Source organism: Corynebacterium sp. HMSC066C02 (genome assembly GCF_001814945.1).
GTDB classification, from domain to species: domain Bacteria; phylum Actinomycetota; class Actinomycetes; order Mycobacteriales; family Mycobacteriaceae; genus Corynebacterium; species Corynebacterium aurimucosum.
Genome location: NZ_KV818463.1, coordinates 80,721 through 97,210 on the forward strand (window position 1 = coordinate 80,721; position 16,490 = coordinate 97,210).

Annotated in this window: 17 protein-coding genes and 1 pseudogene; 8 read left to right on the forward strand and 10 right to left on the reverse strand. The window is 58.8% G+C overall.

Translation table 11 applies throughout. From position 1 onward, the window contains the following. The 3 genes and pseudogenes from HMPREF2996_RS08460 to HMPREF2996_RS08470 all read left to right on the forward strand — a co-directional run. A pseudogene (locus HMPREF2996_RS08460) lies at nt 1–467 on the forward strand (lyase family protein); the annotation flags it as partial. A gap of 407 nt (nt 468–874) precedes the next feature. Further along, on the forward strand, nt 875–1,498 hold the full coding sequence (locus HMPREF2996_RS08465; RefSeq protein ID WP_070710727.1) for a TetR/AcrR family transcriptional regulator: 624 nt from the start codon (nt 875–877) through the stop codon (nt 1,496–1,498). Continuing rightward, entirely contained in the window at nt 1,492–3,066 is a 1,575-nt protein-coding gene (locus tag HMPREF2996_RS08470; RefSeq protein WP_070710726.1) for an MDR family MFS transporter, read from the forward strand. Before HMPREF2996_RS08465 ends, HMPREF2996_RS08470 begins: the two co-directional genes overlap by 7 nt. An 80-nt stretch (nt 3,067–3,146) precedes the next feature. Here the strand turns inward: HMPREF2996_RS08470 and HMPREF2996_RS08475 are convergent, their stop codons facing one another. From HMPREF2996_RS08475 to HMPREF2996_RS08495, 5 genes are all read right to left on the reverse strand, one after another. Further along, entirely contained in the window at nt 3,147–4,280 is a 1,134-nt protein-coding gene (locus tag HMPREF2996_RS08475; RefSeq protein ID WP_070730937.1) for a hypothetical protein, read from the reverse strand. Between the two features lie 81 nt (nt 4,281–4,361). Continuing rightward, nucleotides 4,362–4,937 (reverse strand): GNAT family N-acetyltransferase, encoded by a 576-nt coding sequence (locus tag HMPREF2996_RS08480; RefSeq protein ID WP_070710724.1) that lies wholly within the window; start codon nt 4,935–4,937, stop codon nt 4,362–4,364. A 71-nt stretch (nt 4,938–5,008) separates the two neighbouring features. Then, nucleotides 5,009–6,367 carry a PhoH family protein gene (locus HMPREF2996_RS08485; RefSeq protein ID WP_070730939.1) on the reverse strand — a complete coding sequence of 453 codons (1,359 nt, stop codon included), beginning with the start codon at nt 6,365–6,367 and terminating at the stop codon, nt 5,009–5,011. Nucleotides 6,368–6,701: 334 nt separating this feature from the next. Next, complete coding sequence (locus HMPREF2996_RS08490; protein WP_246823018.1) at nt 6,702–7,331, reverse strand: LGFP repeat-containing protein; 630 nt, start codon at nt 7,329–7,331, stop codon at nt 6,702–6,704. Nucleotides 7,332–7,466: 135 nt separating this feature from the next. Then, nucleotides 7,467–8,168: a LysR family transcriptional regulator substrate-binding protein gene (locus HMPREF2996_RS08495; RefSeq protein WP_070730942.1), complete on the reverse strand. Its 702-nt coding sequence runs from the start codon at nt 8,166–8,168 to the stop codon at nt 7,467–7,469. Between the two features lie 98 nt (nt 8,169–8,266). On the opposite strand from HMPREF2996_RS08495, the gene HMPREF2996_RS08500 reads away from it, so the two are divergent. After that, complete coding sequence (locus HMPREF2996_RS08500; protein ID WP_210384596.1) at nt 8,267–8,623, forward strand: DUF5997 family protein; 357 nt, start codon at nt 8,267–8,269, stop codon at nt 8,621–8,623. Here HMPREF2996_RS08500 and glyA read toward each other — a convergent pair. Then, complete coding sequence (glyA, locus tag HMPREF2996_RS08505; protein WP_070447049.1) at nt 8,620–9,921, reverse strand: serine hydroxymethyltransferase; 1,302 nt, start codon at nt 9,919–9,921, stop codon at nt 8,620–8,622. The two genes, HMPREF2996_RS08500 and glyA, sit on opposite strands and share 4 nt — an antisense overlap. 196 nt (nt 9,922–10,117) lie before the next feature. Between glyA and coaA the strand changes: the two genes are divergently transcribed. Continuing rightward, nucleotides 10,118–11,044 (forward strand): type I pantothenate kinase, encoded by a 927-nt coding sequence (gene coaA / locus HMPREF2996_RS08510; RefSeq protein WP_070447050.1) that lies wholly within the window; start codon nt 10,118–10,120, stop codon nt 11,042–11,044. A 15-nt stretch (nt 11,045–11,059) separates the two neighbouring features. Here coaA and HMPREF2996_RS08515 read toward each other — a convergent pair whose 3' ends face one another. Genes HMPREF2996_RS08515 through mca form a run of 3 tightly spaced genes read right to left on the reverse strand, consistent with a single transcriptional unit; the run spans nt 11,060 to nt 13,039 of the window. Next, on the reverse strand, nt 11,060–11,830 hold the full coding sequence (locus HMPREF2996_RS08515; protein ID WP_070447051.1) for an isoprenyl transferase: 771 nt from the start codon (nt 11,828–11,830) through the stop codon (nt 11,060–11,062). A gap of 21 nt (nt 11,831–11,851) precedes the next feature. Further along, nucleotides 11,852–12,145, reverse strand: coding sequence for a hypothetical protein (locus HMPREF2996_RS08520; protein WP_010187365.1), 294 nt, complete (start codon nt 12,143–12,145; stop codon nt 11,852–11,854). A 3-nt stretch (nt 12,146–12,148) separates the two neighbouring features. After that, a complete protein-coding gene (gene mca, locus HMPREF2996_RS08525; protein WP_070730944.1) occupies nt 12,149–13,039 on the reverse strand; it encodes a mycothiol conjugate amidase Mca in 891 nt (296 codons plus the stop codon). Between the two features lie 92 nt (nt 13,040–13,131). Here mca and HMPREF2996_RS08530 point away from each other — a divergent pair, with 92 nt between their 5' ends. From HMPREF2996_RS08530 to HMPREF2996_RS08540, 3 genes are all read left to right on the forward strand, one after another. After that, complete coding sequence (locus tag HMPREF2996_RS08530) at nt 13,132–13,623, forward strand: DUF4307 domain-containing protein (protein WP_070447054.1); 492 nt, start codon at nt 13,132–13,134, stop codon at nt 13,621–13,623. A gap of 117 nt (nt 13,624–13,740) precedes the next feature. Beyond that, complete coding sequence (gene greA, locus HMPREF2996_RS08535; protein WP_010187368.1) at nt 13,741–14,262, forward strand: transcription elongation factor GreA; 522 nt, start codon at nt 13,741–13,743, stop codon at nt 14,260–14,262. Nucleotides 14,263–14,311: 49 nt separating this feature from the next. Then, nucleotides 14,312–14,569, forward strand: coding sequence for a hypothetical protein (locus HMPREF2996_RS08540; RefSeq protein ID WP_070447056.1), 258 nt, complete (start codon nt 14,312–14,314; stop codon nt 14,567–14,569). Between the two features lie 93 nt (nt 14,570–14,662). Here the strand turns inward: HMPREF2996_RS08540 and HMPREF2996_RS08545 are convergent, their stop codons facing one another. After that, nucleotides 14,663–16,483: a hypothetical protein gene (locus HMPREF2996_RS08545; RefSeq protein ID WP_246823019.1), complete on the reverse strand. Its 1,821-nt coding sequence runs from the start codon at nt 16,481–16,483 to the stop codon at nt 14,663–14,665. Between the last annotated feature and the right edge of the window lie 7 nt (nt 16,484–16,490).

A 16,490-nucleotide genomic window follows, 5' to 3' on the forward strand; every position in this document is an offset into this window, starting at 1 on the left:
CCTCCATCATGCCGGGTAAGGTCAACCCGGTTCTGAGCGAGGCCGCCACCATGGTGGTCAGCCAGGTCATCGGCAACGACGCCGCTGTTGCTTTCGGCGGCTCCAACGGCCACTTCGAGCTCAACGTCTACATCCCGATGATGGCCCGCAACGTTCTCGAGTCCTCCCGCCTGTTGGCTAATGTTTCCCGCGTCTTCGCTGAGAAGTGCGTTGACGGCATCGAGGCCAACGAGGAGCGCATGAAGAAGTTTGCGGAGTCCTCCACCTCCATCGTCACCCCGCTGAACTCCAAGATCGGCTACGAGAACGCCGCTAAGGCAGCTAAGCACGCACTGAACGAGAAGATCACTGTCCGCGAAGCCGTCATCGACCTCGGCTTCGTCGACGGCGAGAACCTCACGGAGGAGGAACTCGATGAGCGCCTCAACGTTCTCACCATGACCAACCGCGACCGCGACAACTTCTAAGCTCGCTTTCGCCCACGCCGCCGCTCTCCGCACCACCTCCTTGAGGTGGCGCGCAGGGCGGTTTCGCTGTTTTCTCATCCGCCCTGCGGGGCCAACAACAAGGTCGGGGGCAGCAACTGCCCGATCTGCCAAAACCACCGCTCATGACTCAAGATCTGGCAATAACTTCGTCAACTAGGGCAGTTTTGGGCTTGAGAGTTCCTTTCCAAGCCATCACTTCGCGCCCTTCGCGCTCACGGCGAGCCTTAATCAGCCACAGCGCATGCTGCTGGTGAGCGCGAAGGGTAGGGTTGCTACCATCTGCTCCCCCCTTCCTGTGCGCTACGCCATAAAGAGCTCCCCGCCCTCACGAGAATCACCATCATTGCACTTGGTGCAAACTTGCACCGGGTGTAGGATTGCACTCCGTGCAAGAAGAACTGTCATTACGCGAGCAAAAACGCCTGAAAACTCGCCTACGCATAGAGGATGCTGCCACCCTCTTGGTAGACGAGCATGGCTTTGCCTCCGTCACGGTGGAGGAGATTTGTGAGAAGGCCGGAATTTCCCGGCGCACCTTCTTTAACTATTTCGATTCCAAGGACTCAGCCGTCTTGGGCAACCCCAGCCAAGAGTTCTCCCAGGAGCAAAAGAGCTATCTGCTCGATACTCCTACGGAGAACCTCTTTAAGCTGGCCGTAGGTCTCATCAAGGAACACCTCAATGGGCAGCACGCCAATAAGGAAATTGCTGAACGACGCCGCCGTATCTCCCGCGATGCGGACGCAGCGGCGGCGTCCTTAAGCAGAAAGCGTGCCAAGTCTAACGAAGTACTTGAGCTTCTCACCCAGCGGCTAGAGAAGGAGCCAGCGTTAAAGACCATGCCGGATGTCTCCCCGCACACGGAGGCACTACTCATTGCTGTCACCATCCGTGAGGCTTTTTGGTTGGCCACCACCTCGCCAGACTTCAGCTGTGATATCCCCTTTGAGCAGCGCTTTAACTCCGCACTCGCACTCATCAACAACTATTCGAAAGGACTGTCATGGTAGCTACCGCGAAACCGCCAGTGGCCAACACTGACAATGGCAAGCCGGAAAACAACCTTGCCCTCGTCTTCTCTGCCCTCGTGCTCACCATGTTGATGAGCTCCCTGGGGCAGATGATCTTCGCGTCCGCTCTTCCCACCATCGTCGGCGAGCTCGGCGGTGTCGACCACATGAGCTGGGTTATTTCCGCCTTCCTGGTCACCATGACCATTGCTATGCCTATCTCCGGCAAGCTCGGTGACATGATGGGCCGCAAGTGGCTCTACATCGGCGGTATTGCCACCTTCGTCATCGGGTCCGCCGTGGGTGGCTTCGCCAATTCGATGAATCTGCTCATTATTGGCCGTGCCATTCAGGGCTTCGGCGCTGGTTTCATGATGATCTCCTCCCAGTCCATCATCGCGGAGGTCACCACGGCACGTGAGCGCGGTAAGTTCATGGGCATCATGGGCGGCGTTTTCGGCCTGTCCTCCGTCCTCGGCCCAGTCCTTGGCGGCTGGTTCACTGATGGACCTGGCTGGCGCTGGGGTCTGTGGATGAATATTCCCCTTGGTCTGCTCGCCATGACCGTGTGCGTGCTCGTTCTGCACCTGCGCGTCGGCGATACTGATCTGCGTAAGTTTGATGCCTTGGGAGCCACCTTCATCGCTATCACTACCGCCTCGCTCATCCTCATGACCACCTGGGGCGGCACTCAGTATGAGTGGTCGGATCCCGTCATTCTTACCTTGGCCGTCATCGTTGTGATTGGTGCTGTTATCACGGTCTTCGTCGAGAAGCGGGCCGAGGAGCCCCTGATCCCAGTTCTGCTGTTTAAGAACCGCAACATGGTGCTCACGACGGCCGCCGGCATGGTGCTGGGCTTGGCTATGTTCGGAGTGCTGGGCTACATGCCGACCTACCTGCAGATGGTGCACACCCTCACACCTACCAAGGCGGGTCTCATGATGATCCCGATGATGCTCGGCATGATCGGTACTTCCACCACCATTGGGTTCGTCATCGCGCGCACGGGCCACTACAAGCGCTACCCCATCATTGGCCTCGCCATTACGGCTGGCGCGTTGTTCTGGATGTCGAAGCTGACTGTGGAGACCTCCCTGACTCAGCTTGGCGCGGAGTTCCTCGTCTTCGGCATCGGCCTTGGCTTTGTTATGCAAGTGCTCGTTCTCATCGTTCAGAACTCCTTCCCCGTGGCGCTGGTGGGCACCGCTACTGCGGCTAACAACTTCTTCCGCCAAATCGGCTCCGCCATGGGCGCTTCCCTCGTGGGCTCGCTGTTCATCCACAACATGAAGGACGAGTTAGCTGCCAATATGCCTGCTGCCATTGCTTCCATGGGCAAGGCCGGTGCACCGTTTGCGGAAAAGTTCAACGCCGAGGGCGGCGGTTCCTCCAACCTGACCCCATCGATGGTTGCACAGCTACCGGAGCCGATCCGCGATGTCGTCCTCAACGCTTATAACGATGGTCTAACCCCAGTCATCCTGCTCATGGTTCCGATGGCCATCATCGCTCTCCTGCTTATCCTGCCCGTGCGGGAGGAGCACCTCAAGGAGACCATCGATTAGAGCACTCCCCTAAGGACGCAACAACAAGAAATCCTCGCTACGAAGAATCACGTAGCGAGGGTTTTCTCGTATCAAAGTGCCTAGCGCAGGATTCCTAACTGGCGCGCTACCTGCGCAGCCACACCGATGAGTGCCAGCAGACCGGCAATGATGCCCACGATGGTCCCAACATCCGTGCCACCGGTGCTCGAGCTTCCGAGAAGAGACTTCTTGGTCACCTTCACGGTCTTGGTGACTTGGTTGTTTGACAGCTGGGGCTGACCATTACGCAACACATGAGTGTTGAAGGTGATGGTCGCAGTGCCCTCGGACTTGGCCGTGTAGGTTCCGTCCTCGTTGACTTCCAAGACCTCCGGATCGCTGCTGCTTGGCGACGCCACCGGAACCCCCAGCTTTGCTCCCCGGAAGCCGTCGATGCTCAATCCCAGGCTTCCTTGGCTTCCGACGGAAGTGCCACCCGTAGTCATGAGCTCGGCTTTGCCGACTGTACTTTCCGGCACGGCAATAGGGAATGCGTGGCGGCCGGAAATACGCGCGGGTTGACCGGGCATATCGCGGTTGGAGAAGAAACCAGCAGTCACCTCCCCTACCTGCGCCTGAGCGAATGTTACGTGGGTGGGATCGATAATCGAGTAGAGGTGCCCAGTGCGATCATTGAACTGGCCATGTGAGCGAATGAGCATATCCCACTCGCTTGCCCCCTGGTACTTATCGGTCGACCACGATGCGATCGCGTCCGACATCCCTTTAGTGGTCAGGTTTTCACCGGCCCAGAGGTTGTTAATGACTCCGAAGGGAGGAACCCCTGGCAGTCTCTCATGGTTGAAGTCAAGGTTCTCCTCGGCAGCGCGCTGCAAAACCGCGTGCTCGAGACCGCGATCCCAGGAGATGGAATTCACATAGGCATCGCGGGTGCGGAAACCTGCGGCGCTAGCAGCCTGGCGCAGCGTTCCGCCGTTGAAGGGAAGATTATCGTCCCAAGCCTTGCCGCGTAACTGCCGAACCTGGCGGGTAACCAGGTCAATATCGGACTGCATCACGGGCTCAGCAAAGACATAAGCCAAAGCACCATTGGGGTGGTTAACGTCGAGCTCCGCCACAGGGACGGAGCCGGCGGATGGAAACTCAGCAGCCGTGGCAACGGGCGCTGCGAAAGCACCGGTCGACACGGCTACGGCGGTAGAAAGGGCAAGCACAGAGGTGCGGAAAGACATGATTCGCCTTCGATAGAGAGTGGTTGAGAACAGGTTCTATTCTATCCCCACTCCTGCCCTGATATTAGAAAAGTGAGATAATTACTTTCTCTTCTGGTTGGCTTCTGCCTTCTTTTCCTCCGGCTTCGGAAGGAGCAGCTCATAAACATCGGTATCGCGCCACTGGCCGGCAAGCTCACCATAAGTCATCTTTGCCATGTGGGAGTAGGTACCCACCTTGACGAAGCCACGGGATTTATGGAGACCAGCGGAGCCTTCGTTCTCCGGGAAAATCCACGAATGGATGGCCCACTTGTGCAAGTCGCGGCAGACCTCAATGAGCTGATCCAGCAAGGCACCACCGATACCCCTGCCTTGGGCTTCCTTACTCAGGTAGATGGAATCCTCTACCACGCCGTGGAACACGGTACGGGTGGACGCCTGCGCAGCGCAGACCCAACCGAGAACCTTCGAGTCATCGTCTTCCTCAACAGCGACGAAGACGGACGACATGATCTTGACGTTCTTAAATTCCTCGAAGGTCAACGAGCGGGTCTCATAAGTAGCGTGACCGGTGTTCAGGCCCTGCTCATAGATTTCCCGCATTTGCGGGTAGTCCGCAGCGTTGAAGGGCCGGATGCGGAAATCCTTCTTCTTGTTTTTTGCGTTGTCGCTCATGAAACAATTATTACTGAGCACACTGCGTTAATGCCAAGCTGAGAGCAGGCAGATCGCCATTCGCGAACGCGTTAATTCTCACCCTCCAACAAATCGGTGACGAGCTCCGCAATGGCAGAGCGCTCAGAGCGCTGCAGGGTCACATGCGCAAAAAGCCCATGCCCCTTGAGTTTCTCAATGACCGCCTGCACACCATCGTGGCGGCCAACACGCAAGTTATCGCGCTGGGCAACGTCATGTGTGAGCACCACACGGGAGCCGCGGCCCAGTCGCGAAAGGACTGTGAGCAGCACATTGCGCTCTAGTGACTGGGCCTCGTCGACGATGACGAAGGAATCATGCAGGCTGCGGCCACGGATGTGGGTCAGTGGGAGAACTTCCAAGAGGCCGCGGTCTTGGACTTCCTCCATGACGTTTTCGGATACCAACCCTTCCAAAGTGTCATAGACTGCTTGGGCCCAGGGGTTCATCTTTTCGCTCTCCGAGCCCGGCAGGTATCCCAGGGACTGCCCTCCCACCGCATACATCGGGCGGAATACCACGATGCGGCGGTGCTCACCGCGCTCCAGCACTGCCTCCAAGCCAGCACATAATGCCAGCGCGGACTTACCCGTGCCCGCTCGGCCGCCGATGGACATGATGCCCACGGAAGGATCTACTAAGAGGTCCAGTGCAACGCGCTGCTCGGCGGAACGGCCTTGCAGACCGAATACATTGCTATCCCCACGCACCAAGCGAACAGTGCCCTCAGCCGTCATGCGTCCCAGTGCTGACTGCCCGCCTGCCTGCAGAGTCACGCCACAGTGCACCGGCAGGTCTTCGACGCGGGTGCCGGCGGTGGTCACGGAGCCGTCGATAAGCACCTCGCCTTCCCCGTAGAGCTCATCGATGACCTCGGCGCTGGTGGGCACGATGGCCATGCCGGTGTAGCCGGTGAGCACGACATCCTGCGCATGGTACTCATCGGCCTGCAGGCCCACAGCACCGGCCTTGACGCGCAGCGGGACATCCTTGGTTACCAGAACGGTGTCCTTGCCTTCATGCTGCAAGTTCAGCGCACACGCGAGAATTCTGTGGTCTCCCTCCGGCCCGCGGAAGGCCGCCGGCAGCAAGGATTGATCCTGGTGGTTAAGCTCCACGCGCAGCGTTCCGCCTGCGGCATTGACGGGCAGCGGCTGATCCAGAGCTTCGTAAGTGGCGCGGAGGTCCTCCAAAAAGCGAAGAGCTTGGCGGGCGAACCAGCCAAGCTCCGGGTGATGACGTTTTCCTTCCAACTCAGAGATAACGACGATGGGCAGAACCACATCGTGCTCTGCGAATTTACGCAACGCCCAGGGGTCGGAGAGAAGGACGGAGGTATCGATGACATAGGTCTTGGTTGCCACAGCGGCCTCGTGCGGCTGCTCGGTCAGGACGGAAGGATTGGTCATAGCGGCAGGGTTCTCCCTTTTTATGCCCGTCCCAACAAATCGACCTGGGAGGGCATGGTGAAGCTGGTGATTGTCGAACTGCCCGGAAACTGCACTTAACCTCCGGACACCGTCCACGCTAGAGAGCGAAGGTTGAAATTACATGGGTGCAAGATGAACAGTTTTTAAACGGCATTCACCGCAGTCACACCATTCCCACAAGTTGGGAGTAGTTTATTCTTTCGCGAAGCCGTGACCATGGAAAACAGCGACAGGCTCCGCACCGATCTATCAGTGCGGAGCCTGTCTTAGAAGCTCAACGGGCGGTTAATCCCGCTACATGCGAGCTAAGCCTTTAGTTGATCGTGGCCTCGTACTCGCCGGACTCACCCTGCAGCCAAGAGATAGTGCCGTTGGTGAACTCCTGTACCCAACCGTTGCCCTCGGCCTGCTCCGGGGCAGTCGGCAGGCCTACCTTGCTCTCAAGGCCGCCTTCCTCGGTCCAGGTCTCGGCGATCTTGCCAATGATCGGCTGGGTGCCTTCGCCCTCAGCGAATGCCAGGAGCTTGTCCTTGGCAAAAGTTGCAACGCTGCCCTTGTCGGTGGTCTCGATGGACTCCGGGTCGCCCCACTCAGCAGCCTTCTCCTTGATAGCCTGAGCGAAGTCGGCCGGGACCTCTACATCACCGTTGGCGGTGGATACGCTCTCCTTGTCGCCCTCAGCGCCGCCCTCCGAGTCGGCAGAATCTGTTTCAGAAGAGTCAGCATCCTCTGCACCCTCAGCATCAGAAGGATCGGCGGACTCGGAGTCCTTCATGGAATCCTTGGCGTCCTGAGCAGCAGAGCCGGCAGCATCGGTAGCGTCGGACGCGGCGGACTGTGCGGCGTCGCCAGCATCCTTAGCGGCATCCTCAGCATCCGAGCAAGCAACGACACCCAGGGACAGGGTGGCGGCGGCGATACCAGCAGCGAAACGACGAGTCATCTTCTTCATTCTTAAACCTTTCTCTTCTAGTTGAGCACTGTTCTAAGTACTTTTGTTGAGAACGAAACCCACCGTAGGCCTAGCCAGCACGTCTTGCCACCATCGAACCTGTGATTTGACAACAAAGAGACTTATTTATCGGCGTTTCCGCTGTTGAGAACCCCTATATCTTTTCGATAACGGTTTGGAAATCGAGCCCTTGTGAGACTTTCCTTGGGCCTTTCTGCGTTCTTGCTTAGCCTTTGCTTTGTCCCGGGCGCTGCGCTTCTCAGCCGTGTTGCGGGAGGAATTCCGCGTCCTTCCCTTTGCCACCCCGACGAAATCCTGAATCTCGTCACCATCATCAGCCCGGCGCCACACCAAAGCGATTTCTGTGCGCGCAACGGAAGGGTCCTCTAGCCCAAGTGCGACTACCTGCTTCTTGCTCAGCACCTTCAGCAGTGGTCGAGGCGCGATGGCCACGCCCACGTTGGCTGCCACGACCTGGAGGGCGGTGCGCAGGGCTGGAACGTCGACACTGCCGTCCCGCGCAATCCGGTAGTTCACGATCTCTTCGGCAACATCCGCTGGCGCAATGTCCTCCCCTACCTCCGCATAGACCGAGTCTTTCGGCACCGCAATACCAGGCGCCTCCTCATAAAGACGAACCACATGGAAGCTGTCATCAACCCGCGAATCTGGCAGGCGGGTCAGTGCGAGGTCTGCCTCATGCGCGAGAAGAACCGCCAGCGCGTCATCGGCGTCGATGGTCACCAGGGACTCGGGGGAATGCGAGTCACGGTAGCGGCGAAACCACTTACCGGGTTCTGTACCAGTAGAAAAGACAAGGCGGAGCATGCACCTCATACTACGGTGCTGCTAGCGTGGTGAGCGTGACTGATACCCCGAATAAGGAAACCCCCAACAACGAAACCCAGCAGCCTTCCGGTACCGCCATGCGCGCACAAACCGCAGCCAAGAAGCTGGGCATCTACCTGCCGGCCACCCCGGAGGAGTTTCAAGCCAACGCAGTAACCCACGCGCAACTGCGCGACTTGCAGGAGAATCCGCCGGAATGGTTGGCTAACCTGCGTCGAGAAGGCCCCCACCCGCGCCCAGTGGTGGCACAGAAACTGGGAATCTCCGTGACCGCGCTGAAGAAGAACGAGATGGACCGTCCTCTCACCACCGCGGAAATTAAAGAACTCCTCAGCGCGATGCCCGAGTGGCTCGAAGCCGCTCGGAAAGCTCACGCTGAGGAGCGCTCGAATGAGCTCTCCCAAGAAGAGTCAGGAGAGCGCGGGAAAGCTTAGACCAGCTTCCAATCCTCAAGACCGTCGTAGAGCGGGAAGTCTGCGGCGACCTTCTCCACGCGAGCGCGCAGCTTGGCGACGTCCGCGTCCTTACCGTTTGCTAGTGCAGTACCGATGACATCGGCCACCTCGGTGAAGGCCGCCGCGTCGAGGCCGCGGGTAGCCAAGGCCGGGGTACCGATGCGCAGACCAGAGGTAACCATCGGCGGGCGCGGATCATTCGGAACCGCATTGCGGTTCACGGTGATGCCAACCTCGTGGAGAAGGTCCTCCGCCTGCTGGCCATCGAGCTCGGAGTTACGCAAGTCCGCCAGGACGAGGTGCACGTCGGTACCACCGGTGAGGACGTCGACGCCCGCCTTGGTGCAATCCTCAGCGGTCAGGCGCTCAGCCAAAATGCGAGCACCTTCCAGGGTGCGCTCCTGACGCTCCTTAAATTCCTCGGTGGCCGCAATCTTGAGGGCGATAGCCTTTGCCGCGATGACGTGCATGAGCGGTCCGCCCTGCTGGCCCGGGAAGACGTTGGAGTTGATCTTCTTGGCAAAGTCCTGCTTGGCCAAGATGAGGCCAGAGCGCGGGCCACCAAGCGTCTTGTGCACGGTGGAGGACACAACATCGGAGTGCGGCACCGGGGAGGGGTGCAGACCGGCGGCCACGAGGCCCGCGAAGTGCGCCATATCCGTCCACAGGTACGCGCCGACCTCATCGGCGATGGAGCGGAAAGCCTCGAAGTCGATGGTGCGTGGGTAGGCGGACCAACCAGCAATGATCACCTGCGGCTTTTCTGCCAGAGCTTGTTCGCGCACCTTATCCATGTCGAGGCGCATGGTCTCCGGGTCAACCTCGTACGCGGCAACGTCGTAAAGCTTGCCGGAGAAATTCAGCTTCATACCGTGGGTCAGGTGACCGCCATGCGCCAAGGATAGGCCCATGATCTTGTCACCTGGCTGGATCAGCGAAGCCAGCACAGCAGCGTTGGCCTGGGCACCGGAGTGCGGCTGGACGTTGGCAAAATCAGCGCCAAACAGCGCCTTGGCGCGATCGCGAGCCAGATCCTCCACGACGTCGACGTGCTCGCAGCCGCCGTAGTAGCGGCGTCCCGGGTAGCCCTCTGCGTACTTGTTGGTGAGAACAGAACCCTGTGCCTGTAGAACCGCGCGGGGGACGAAGTTCTCCGAGGCAATCATCTCGAGGGTATCGCGCTGACGAGCAATCTCACCGGAGATAGCATCGAAGACCTCGGGGTCAAGATCGCGCATCTCCTGGTAGCGCACGTCTGAATTGTTCGTAGTCGTCATGAAAGCGTGGTGTCCCTTCCTAAAGATGGTCAAGATCGCCGGCAGTGCCCGCTCGCAGCACAACACCACCGGCTTGAGAAATCGCCGAAGCTAGTTCTACATCCTAACGCCCGCATCCCCCGCGCGGGGGCCTCTAGGAATCTTTTCATTCGGGGCAATTGCACTAGGCGCCCGATGCAGTGCGACAATAGTCGGCATGGCGCGAATGACCGATGCGAGCCCGTACCTCGATTTTGACCGTGATACGTGGCGTGCCCTACGTAAATCCATGCCACAGGTGCTCACGGCAAACGAGGTGGAAAAACTCCGCGGCATTGGTGACCGCATCGACCTCACCGAGGTAGCAGAGGTGTACCTCCCCCTTTCGCGTCTCATTCACATGCAGGTGGAGGCCCGCCAAAAGCTCACCGCAGCCACGGAGGCCTTCTTGGGTAACCCACCGACGCACGTGCCCTTCGTCATCGGCGTCGCTGGTTCCGTTGCCGTGGGCAAGTCCACGACAGCACGCCTGCTCCAAGTGCTCCTTGAACGCTGGGATTCCCACCCGAAGGTCGACTTGGTGACCACGGACGGCTTCCTCTACCCCACCGCCTACCTTAAAGAACACGGGCTAATGCAGCGCAAGGGCTACCCGGAGTCCTATGACCGCCGCGCACTGATGCGTTTTGTTACCGACGTTAAATCGGGCAAACCCCTAGTCACGGCCCCGCTCTACTCGCACGTGTCCTATGACATCGTCCCCGGGGAATTTCAGGAGGTTCGCCAGCCGGACATCCTCATCTTGGAGGGCCTCAACGTCCTACAAACCGGTCCGACCCTCATGGTCTCCGACCTGTTCGACTTCTCTGTTTATGTGGACGCCCGAGTCGACGACATTGAAAAGTGGTACATTGACCGCTTCCTCAAGCTCCGGCACACCGCTTTCCGCGAGCCGGGTGCGCACTTCGCCTCCTTCGCGGACATGACGGATGAGGAAGCCTACGTGCAGGCCCGAGAAATCTGGCAGTCCATCAACCTGCCCAACCTTATTGAAAATATTTTGCCCACCCGAGTGCGTGCTTCCTTGGTTCTACGCAAGGGCTCACACCATTTGGTGGAGCAAGTGCGGATGCGCAAGCTCTAGGCGGGCATTATCGGGCTAGCGCCCAAAGCGGCGTGAGCGCTGCGAATAATCGCGCAAAGCGCGCAAGAAATCTACCCGGCGGAATGCGGGCCAATACGTATCCGTAAACCAAATCTCTGAATAAGCAGCCTGCCACAGAAGAAAGCCGGAAAGACGCTGTTCACCGGAGGTGCGGATCACAAGATCTGGGTCCGGCAAACCTTTGGTGTAGAGGTTGCCCGTGATGGCCTCTGCCGTCACGTTCTCCGCAATCTCCTCAGCGCTCAATCCCTTTTCGGCTTCGCTACGAATGAGACTCTGCACGGCATCAACGATTTCTTGACGCCCGCCGTAGCCCACCGCGATGTTAACGATGACGCCCTGGTGATCTTCTGTGGCTTCAGCAGCGCACTGCATTTTGGCGGTAACCTGTTCAGGAAGCAGATCTAGGTGTCCCACGAGACGGATTTGGCAATCCAAATCGCCCTGGGAAAGGTGCGTGACAACATCAGAAATGATGTCAAAAAGCAGCTGCACTTCCTGCTCGCTGCGCTTCAAATTTTCCGTCGACAACAGGTAAATAGTGACGACCTCAATGTCAGTGCCTTGGCACCAAGAGATCATCTCACTAATTTTCCGCGCTCCCTGGCGGTGACCGTGGCTAATATCCGTAAAGCCCGCCTCGCGCGCCCAGCGGCGATTGCCATCCGCCATGATTGCCACGTGGCGTGGCTGCGGTTTGTTCTTAATCTCACGCGTTAGACGCGCCTCATACAGGGGATATAGGAGCTGGCTTAGGAACTTCACGGTGGGGAAACGTCCTCTGCGTTAAAAGATGGACTTCTTACTGTTATCGAGGATGCCGGCTTCCTTCATAGCCGCATCGACCGCCTCATCATCGAAAGGATCAATGCCGTGATCCTGCGCGAACATGGTACGGCGGCGGAAACGCGAGTAGCGGCGGTGAAAATTCCAGCCTGCGAAGAGGACGGCAACGCCCATCAGGGCAAGGATGAGCAAACCGATGGGCGAGGCCTTACCGAACTCTGGTCCTACCGGCCCGCTTTGGCTCCCCTGGGCGAGCAGGGCGACGTCATGCGCCGCGAAGTACAAAGCGTTCATGTTTTAAGCCTCCCCTACTTCCGGGATTCCCGCAAATAAATCATCCTCCGGCAGCGCCGTCGAAACGCGGGTCTTAGCCAGCTCAAATTCCTCCGTAGGCCAGTGCTCCTGCTGCACGGACACCGGAGTCGCAAGAAAGGCACCGGCCGGATCAATTTGGGTGGCGTGTGCGCGGAGAGCGTCCTCCCGATTTTGGAAGTAATCCGCGCACTCTACCTGCGTGGTCACTCGCGCCATGATGTCACCGAAAGCGGTATCCCACCGCACAAGCATCGGCTCATAAGGGCTCACCTTTCCTTCCTCCACAAGGAGGTCGTGGAAAATCTTCATCCTTTGATACACAAAGCCGTGCGTGTAGTAGAGCTTCAGCGGCTCCCACGGCTCCCCCAATTCTGGGTGGTACGCGGAATCGCCCGCCTTGTCCCACGCCAACATAGACGCTCGGTAGACCATGAGATGATCCGGGTGTGGGTAGCCGCCGTTCTCGTCATAGGTAATGATGACGTGGGGGCGGAAGTCACGGATAATCTCCACCAGCTCTTGGGCTACCTCATCATCTTCCTTGAGAGCAAAGCAGCCCTCGGGGAGCAGGTCCTTAATATTAGGCGCAAGCGGGTTGCCGGGAAGGCCCGAATCCACGTGCCCAAGCCAGCGGTGTTGCACGCCCAAAGCGGCGGCCGCTTCCGCCATTTCCTCTCGACGAATACTGCCCATATTCTCAAGGACGCCAGGGCGGTCCATGGCCGGGTTGATAATATCCCCACGCTCACCACCGGTACAGGTGACGACGAGGACCTCCGCCCCTTCCGCAGCATATTTCGCGGTTGTCGCCGCACCCTTCGAGGATTCGTCGTCAGGGTGCGCGTGAATAGCCAAAAGGCGCTTTGTACTCACTGGGTGCTACATCTCCCTAGATTGCTTCTTTAAACAGACGCCCAGTCTAATGGATAGTAACTTCGCGGCGACCGTTGGATAGAATCAGACTCATGTCTGACGCCCAACCCGCTTCTCGCTCCGCACGTTCACAGTCTCGATACGGTTCCAAGACACGCACCCCGCGTACAGGAGGTTCCTGGACCAATCGGGCACTGGTGCTGGTGTTTTTGGCCATGTTTGTCGCGGCCATCGTCTTTGGCGTTCAGTACTTCCGCAGCCAGCAGAAGGTCAACGCAGATATATCCTATGTCACACACGAGATCCTCTCCGATGACTCCATGCGCATTTGGGTAGACATCACACGCAACCGCGTTGAAGAACCTGCTTATTGCATCGTGCAGGCTTTTGACTACTCCAAAGCGGAGGTCGGCCGCCGCGAAATTGCCGTGCCGGCCGGCGGCGAGTCTGCCCAGCGCGTCGCAGTGGACATCCCCACCAACCACCCGGCTGTCGCCGGTGGCGTCTACGGTTGTTCTGGAAATATTCCTTCTTATCTCGATACCAGCGCAATGGATACAGCGGGTGAGGCAACCGACAACTAAAAGCCCAGCTGTGCTAGTATGTTGAGCGTTCTGAATGGGCCGCGCCACCTGCACTTTTGCGCCCGTTCTTTGAGAAATAAAAGTGTTCATTAGAAACCGTATACGGAAGGTTGCACTATGGCTGAGCAGCAGAAGCAATACATCACCCCGGAAACCAAGGCCAAGCTCGAGGCCGAGCTGCAGGCCCTGATTGACCACCGCCCGGTCGTCGCCGCGGAAATTAATGAGCGCCGCGAGGAGGGTGACCTTAAGGAGAACGCGGGTTACGACGCCGCACGCGAGATGCAGGACCAGGAAGAGGCCCGCATCAAGCAGATCTCCGAGGTTCTGGCTAACTCCACCACCGAGCGCACCGCCGTCCAGGAGGGCGTTGCCCACATCGGTTCGGTGGTCCACGTTTACTACAACGGTGACGAAGAGGACCGCGAGACCTTCCTCATTGGTACCCGCGCTGCTGCTTCCGACAACAAGGACTTGGAGACCTACTCTGAGCAGTCCCCGCTGGGCGCTGCCCTTCTGGGTGCTGCCGAGGGCGAGACCCGCGAGTACACCGCGCCGAATGGCAAGACCTTGTCGGTGACCGTGGTCTCCGCTGCACCTTATGATTCCGCAAAGGCCGCAACTCCGCGCAAGTCCTAATTTATACTGCTCTTAGGTCACCGTTTTTCTGAGAAAGAGTTTTATCCCCATGAAGAAGTTCACTCGTTTCGCTGCTGCTGGTCTGGTTGTCTCTGCTGGTCTTACCCTTGCTGCTTGCCACCCGCCGAGCGAGCAGGATTCCACTGAAAAGGTCGACACCGGTGCTACCTTCACCGGTGAGGCCCCGGGAGCCGGCGCAGCCGAATCCTCCGAGTCTGCAGATGCCACCGACGTCGTTGGCACCGAAGCTGCCACCGAGACCGCAGTAGCTCCGGCTGAATACACCACTGCCCCGGTTCAGCAGTAAGCTCAACGGCATCTTAAAGCAAGAGCGGCGCCCCGAATAATCCGGCGCCGCTTTTAGCGTTCTGAGGGCACTCCCCCCTCCACCGCCTTGCACCTAGTTTTCTTCGCGGGCCCAATCCCCAATAACCCCTGGCAGCACCGCAGGGGCTTCGCCTAATAGGTCGCGGCGGTTGGGATCGCGCTCTACCTGCGTGGTAACGGATTTGATTCGCCGTTCACCATCGCCGCCACGTGCCATCCCACCCATCAACGGCATCATGCGCATCCCCGCACCACGGGCATTGCCAACACCCGGCTTCGCACCGTGCGCTCCGCCGGCAGCACCCACGACACCACCGGCGTTGCCGACGGCACCAGGACCGGCCACGCCGCCCATGCCACCCACACCAACGGCACCACTGCCTGCATTACCGCCCAGGAGGCCACTGCCGCTTAGCGACGCCCGCCCCTCCCGCTGCTGACCAGCCCCTGTTACGGCCCCGGGAAGTCCACCAAGTACCGGATGCGTTCCAGTCTGCGGCCCGCCAAAGGAGGAATTCAAGCCGCCCACGCCCGCCGCGGAAGTGGTTGGATTCGCTGATGCCTCCGGCAAACGACCATTGAGTCCCGCAATTCCTCCGGGAAGCTGGTTGCCACGTCCATCAGCGAGACCGACCGATCCCAACCCATTGAGACCACTCGCCGCATAAGGCGCACCACCCGGAGCAGTCGTGGCTCCTGCCATCGTGCCGTGAACTGGGTTAAGAGCCCCGATTCCCGCACTAGCGGCCGACGTGTTTACCTCGGCTGCATTGATGGGTGCCAGCGCTTCACCAAAGCCTAGGTCGTTGAGGATACTGCGCCCACGATTATGTAAATCACCATGAAGCTTCGCGATATCCTCAGCGCCCATCCCGACGCTTTCAAGCCCTTGGATCTGACCATTGGCGACATTGAAAGACCCAGGCCCCACAGCACCACTCTCGATTGCTTCAGCAATCTTTTGGGGCCAGGCAACCCCATCTGTGTTGTACTGGTTTCCGTCGCCCGCGACGGCTCCAAAATGAGTGCTGGTGTCCCCACCGCCGCTGGGTGGTGCCGCATCCATGAGTGCATGCTGATACGGCATAGCCGAAATCACTTGCTGCTGCAGAACACCCTGCATATAGGTCAATGCTGCTTTTTCAGCAGCTGCGCGTGCAACAGGATCTGGAATTGCGGCCACCTCGAATGCCAGGGCAATGGCTTCGGGTTGAACGTTCACTAGCTGCGCTTGGAAGCCAAAAAGCTTCTGCTGCATGACATTTGCGTTGGCGATGAAGTGCGTTCCTGCCTGTGCGACTTCACGAATTTTTTGTGCCGCTCGTGTAGTAGCTTCGCTGTCATTCTCCGATTCTAAGGACGCGGCTGAGCGCTCAAGCCCAGCGACGATATCAGCGACTTCCCCACTTAGCGCTCCCCACCGCGCATTCGCTTCGGACACATCCCAGAAGCGAGTGCTGAACAGATTCGATGCCAGGCCCATAATGGACGCGCCGGTGTCCACGATCGGAACAGTAAACCCAAACGGACTATAGCCCGGATCCGGTTGCGAGACTATCGGCATCGACGCTGCACCGCCTCCCCCGCCAGCATCAGCGACATCCAGCCCCCGGCTGGTAAGTATGTCTTGTGATTCAAAGCTTGCTAGCTCTGTTTGAAGAGCTTCCCCGAGCCAAGAAACCTGCCCCCTAAATCCTTCCAAAGAATTCCGCGCGGACCCAGGGTCCGTTGCCAGCACACGCTGGTGGATTGCACCAACTTCACTTAGGCCGATCACCGTGGAGAAGCCACCGTCTAGAGGCGATGTCGCTTTTCCTTGCAAAGCATCTAGTCGCCTAGAAAGCCGGTCGACATTTTGAACTTCTACCCGCATGTTTCGTCTATCAATCAGCATAAGTTTC

Coding starts and splice junctions, on each gene's coding strand:
- HMPREF2996_RS08470 (WP_070710726.1), top strand. CDS start 1,492: ATGGTAGCTACCGCGAAACCGCCAGTGGCCAACACTGACAATGGCAAG.
- HMPREF2996_RS08475 (WP_070730937.1), bottom strand. CDS start 4,280: ATGTCTTTCCGCACCTCTGTGCTTGCCCTTTCTACCGCCGTAGCCGTG.
- HMPREF2996_RS08480 (WP_070710724.1), bottom strand. CDS start 4,937: ATGAGCGACAACGCAAAAAACAAGAAGAAGGATTTCCGCATCCGGCCC.
- HMPREF2996_RS08485 (WP_070730939.1), bottom strand. CDS start 6,367: ATGACCAATCCTTCCGTCCTGACCGAGCAGCCGCACGAGGCCGCTGTG.
- HMPREF2996_RS08490 (WP_246823018.1), bottom strand. CDS start 7,331: ATGACTCGTCGTTTCGCTGCTGGTATCGCCGCCGCCACCCTGTCCCTG.
- HMPREF2996_RS08495 (WP_070730942.1), bottom strand. CDS start 8,168: ATGCTCCGCCTTGTCTTTTCTACTGGTACAGAACCCGGTAAGTGGTTT.
- HMPREF2996_RS08500 (WP_210384596.1), top strand. CDS start 8,267: ATGCGCGCACAAACCGCAGCCAAGAAGCTGGGCATCTACCTGCCGGCC.
- glyA (WP_070447049.1), bottom strand. CDS start 9,921: ATGACGACTACGAACAATTCAGACGTGCGCTACCAGGAGATGCGCGAT.
- coaA (WP_070447050.1), top strand. CDS start 10,118: ATGGCGCGAATGACCGATGCGAGCCCGTACCTCGATTTTGACCGTGAT.
- HMPREF2996_RS08520 (WP_010187365.1), bottom strand. CDS start 12,145: ATGAACGCTTTGTACTTCGCGGCGCATGACGTCGCCCTGCTCGCCCAG.
- HMPREF2996_RS08530 (WP_070447054.1), top strand. CDS start 13,132: ATGTCTGACGCCCAACCCGCTTCTCGCTCCGCACGTTCACAGTCTCGA.
- greA (WP_010187368.1), top strand. CDS start 13,741: ATGGCTGAGCAGCAGAAGCAATACATCACCCCGGAAACCAAGGCCAAG.
- HMPREF2996_RS08540 (WP_070447056.1), top strand. CDS start 14,312: ATGAAGAAGTTCACTCGTTTCGCTGCTGCTGGTCTGGTTGTCTCTGCT.
- HMPREF2996_RS08545 (WP_246823019.1), bottom strand. CDS start 16,483: ATGCTGATTGATAGACGAAACATGCGGGTAGAAGTTCAAAATGTCGAC.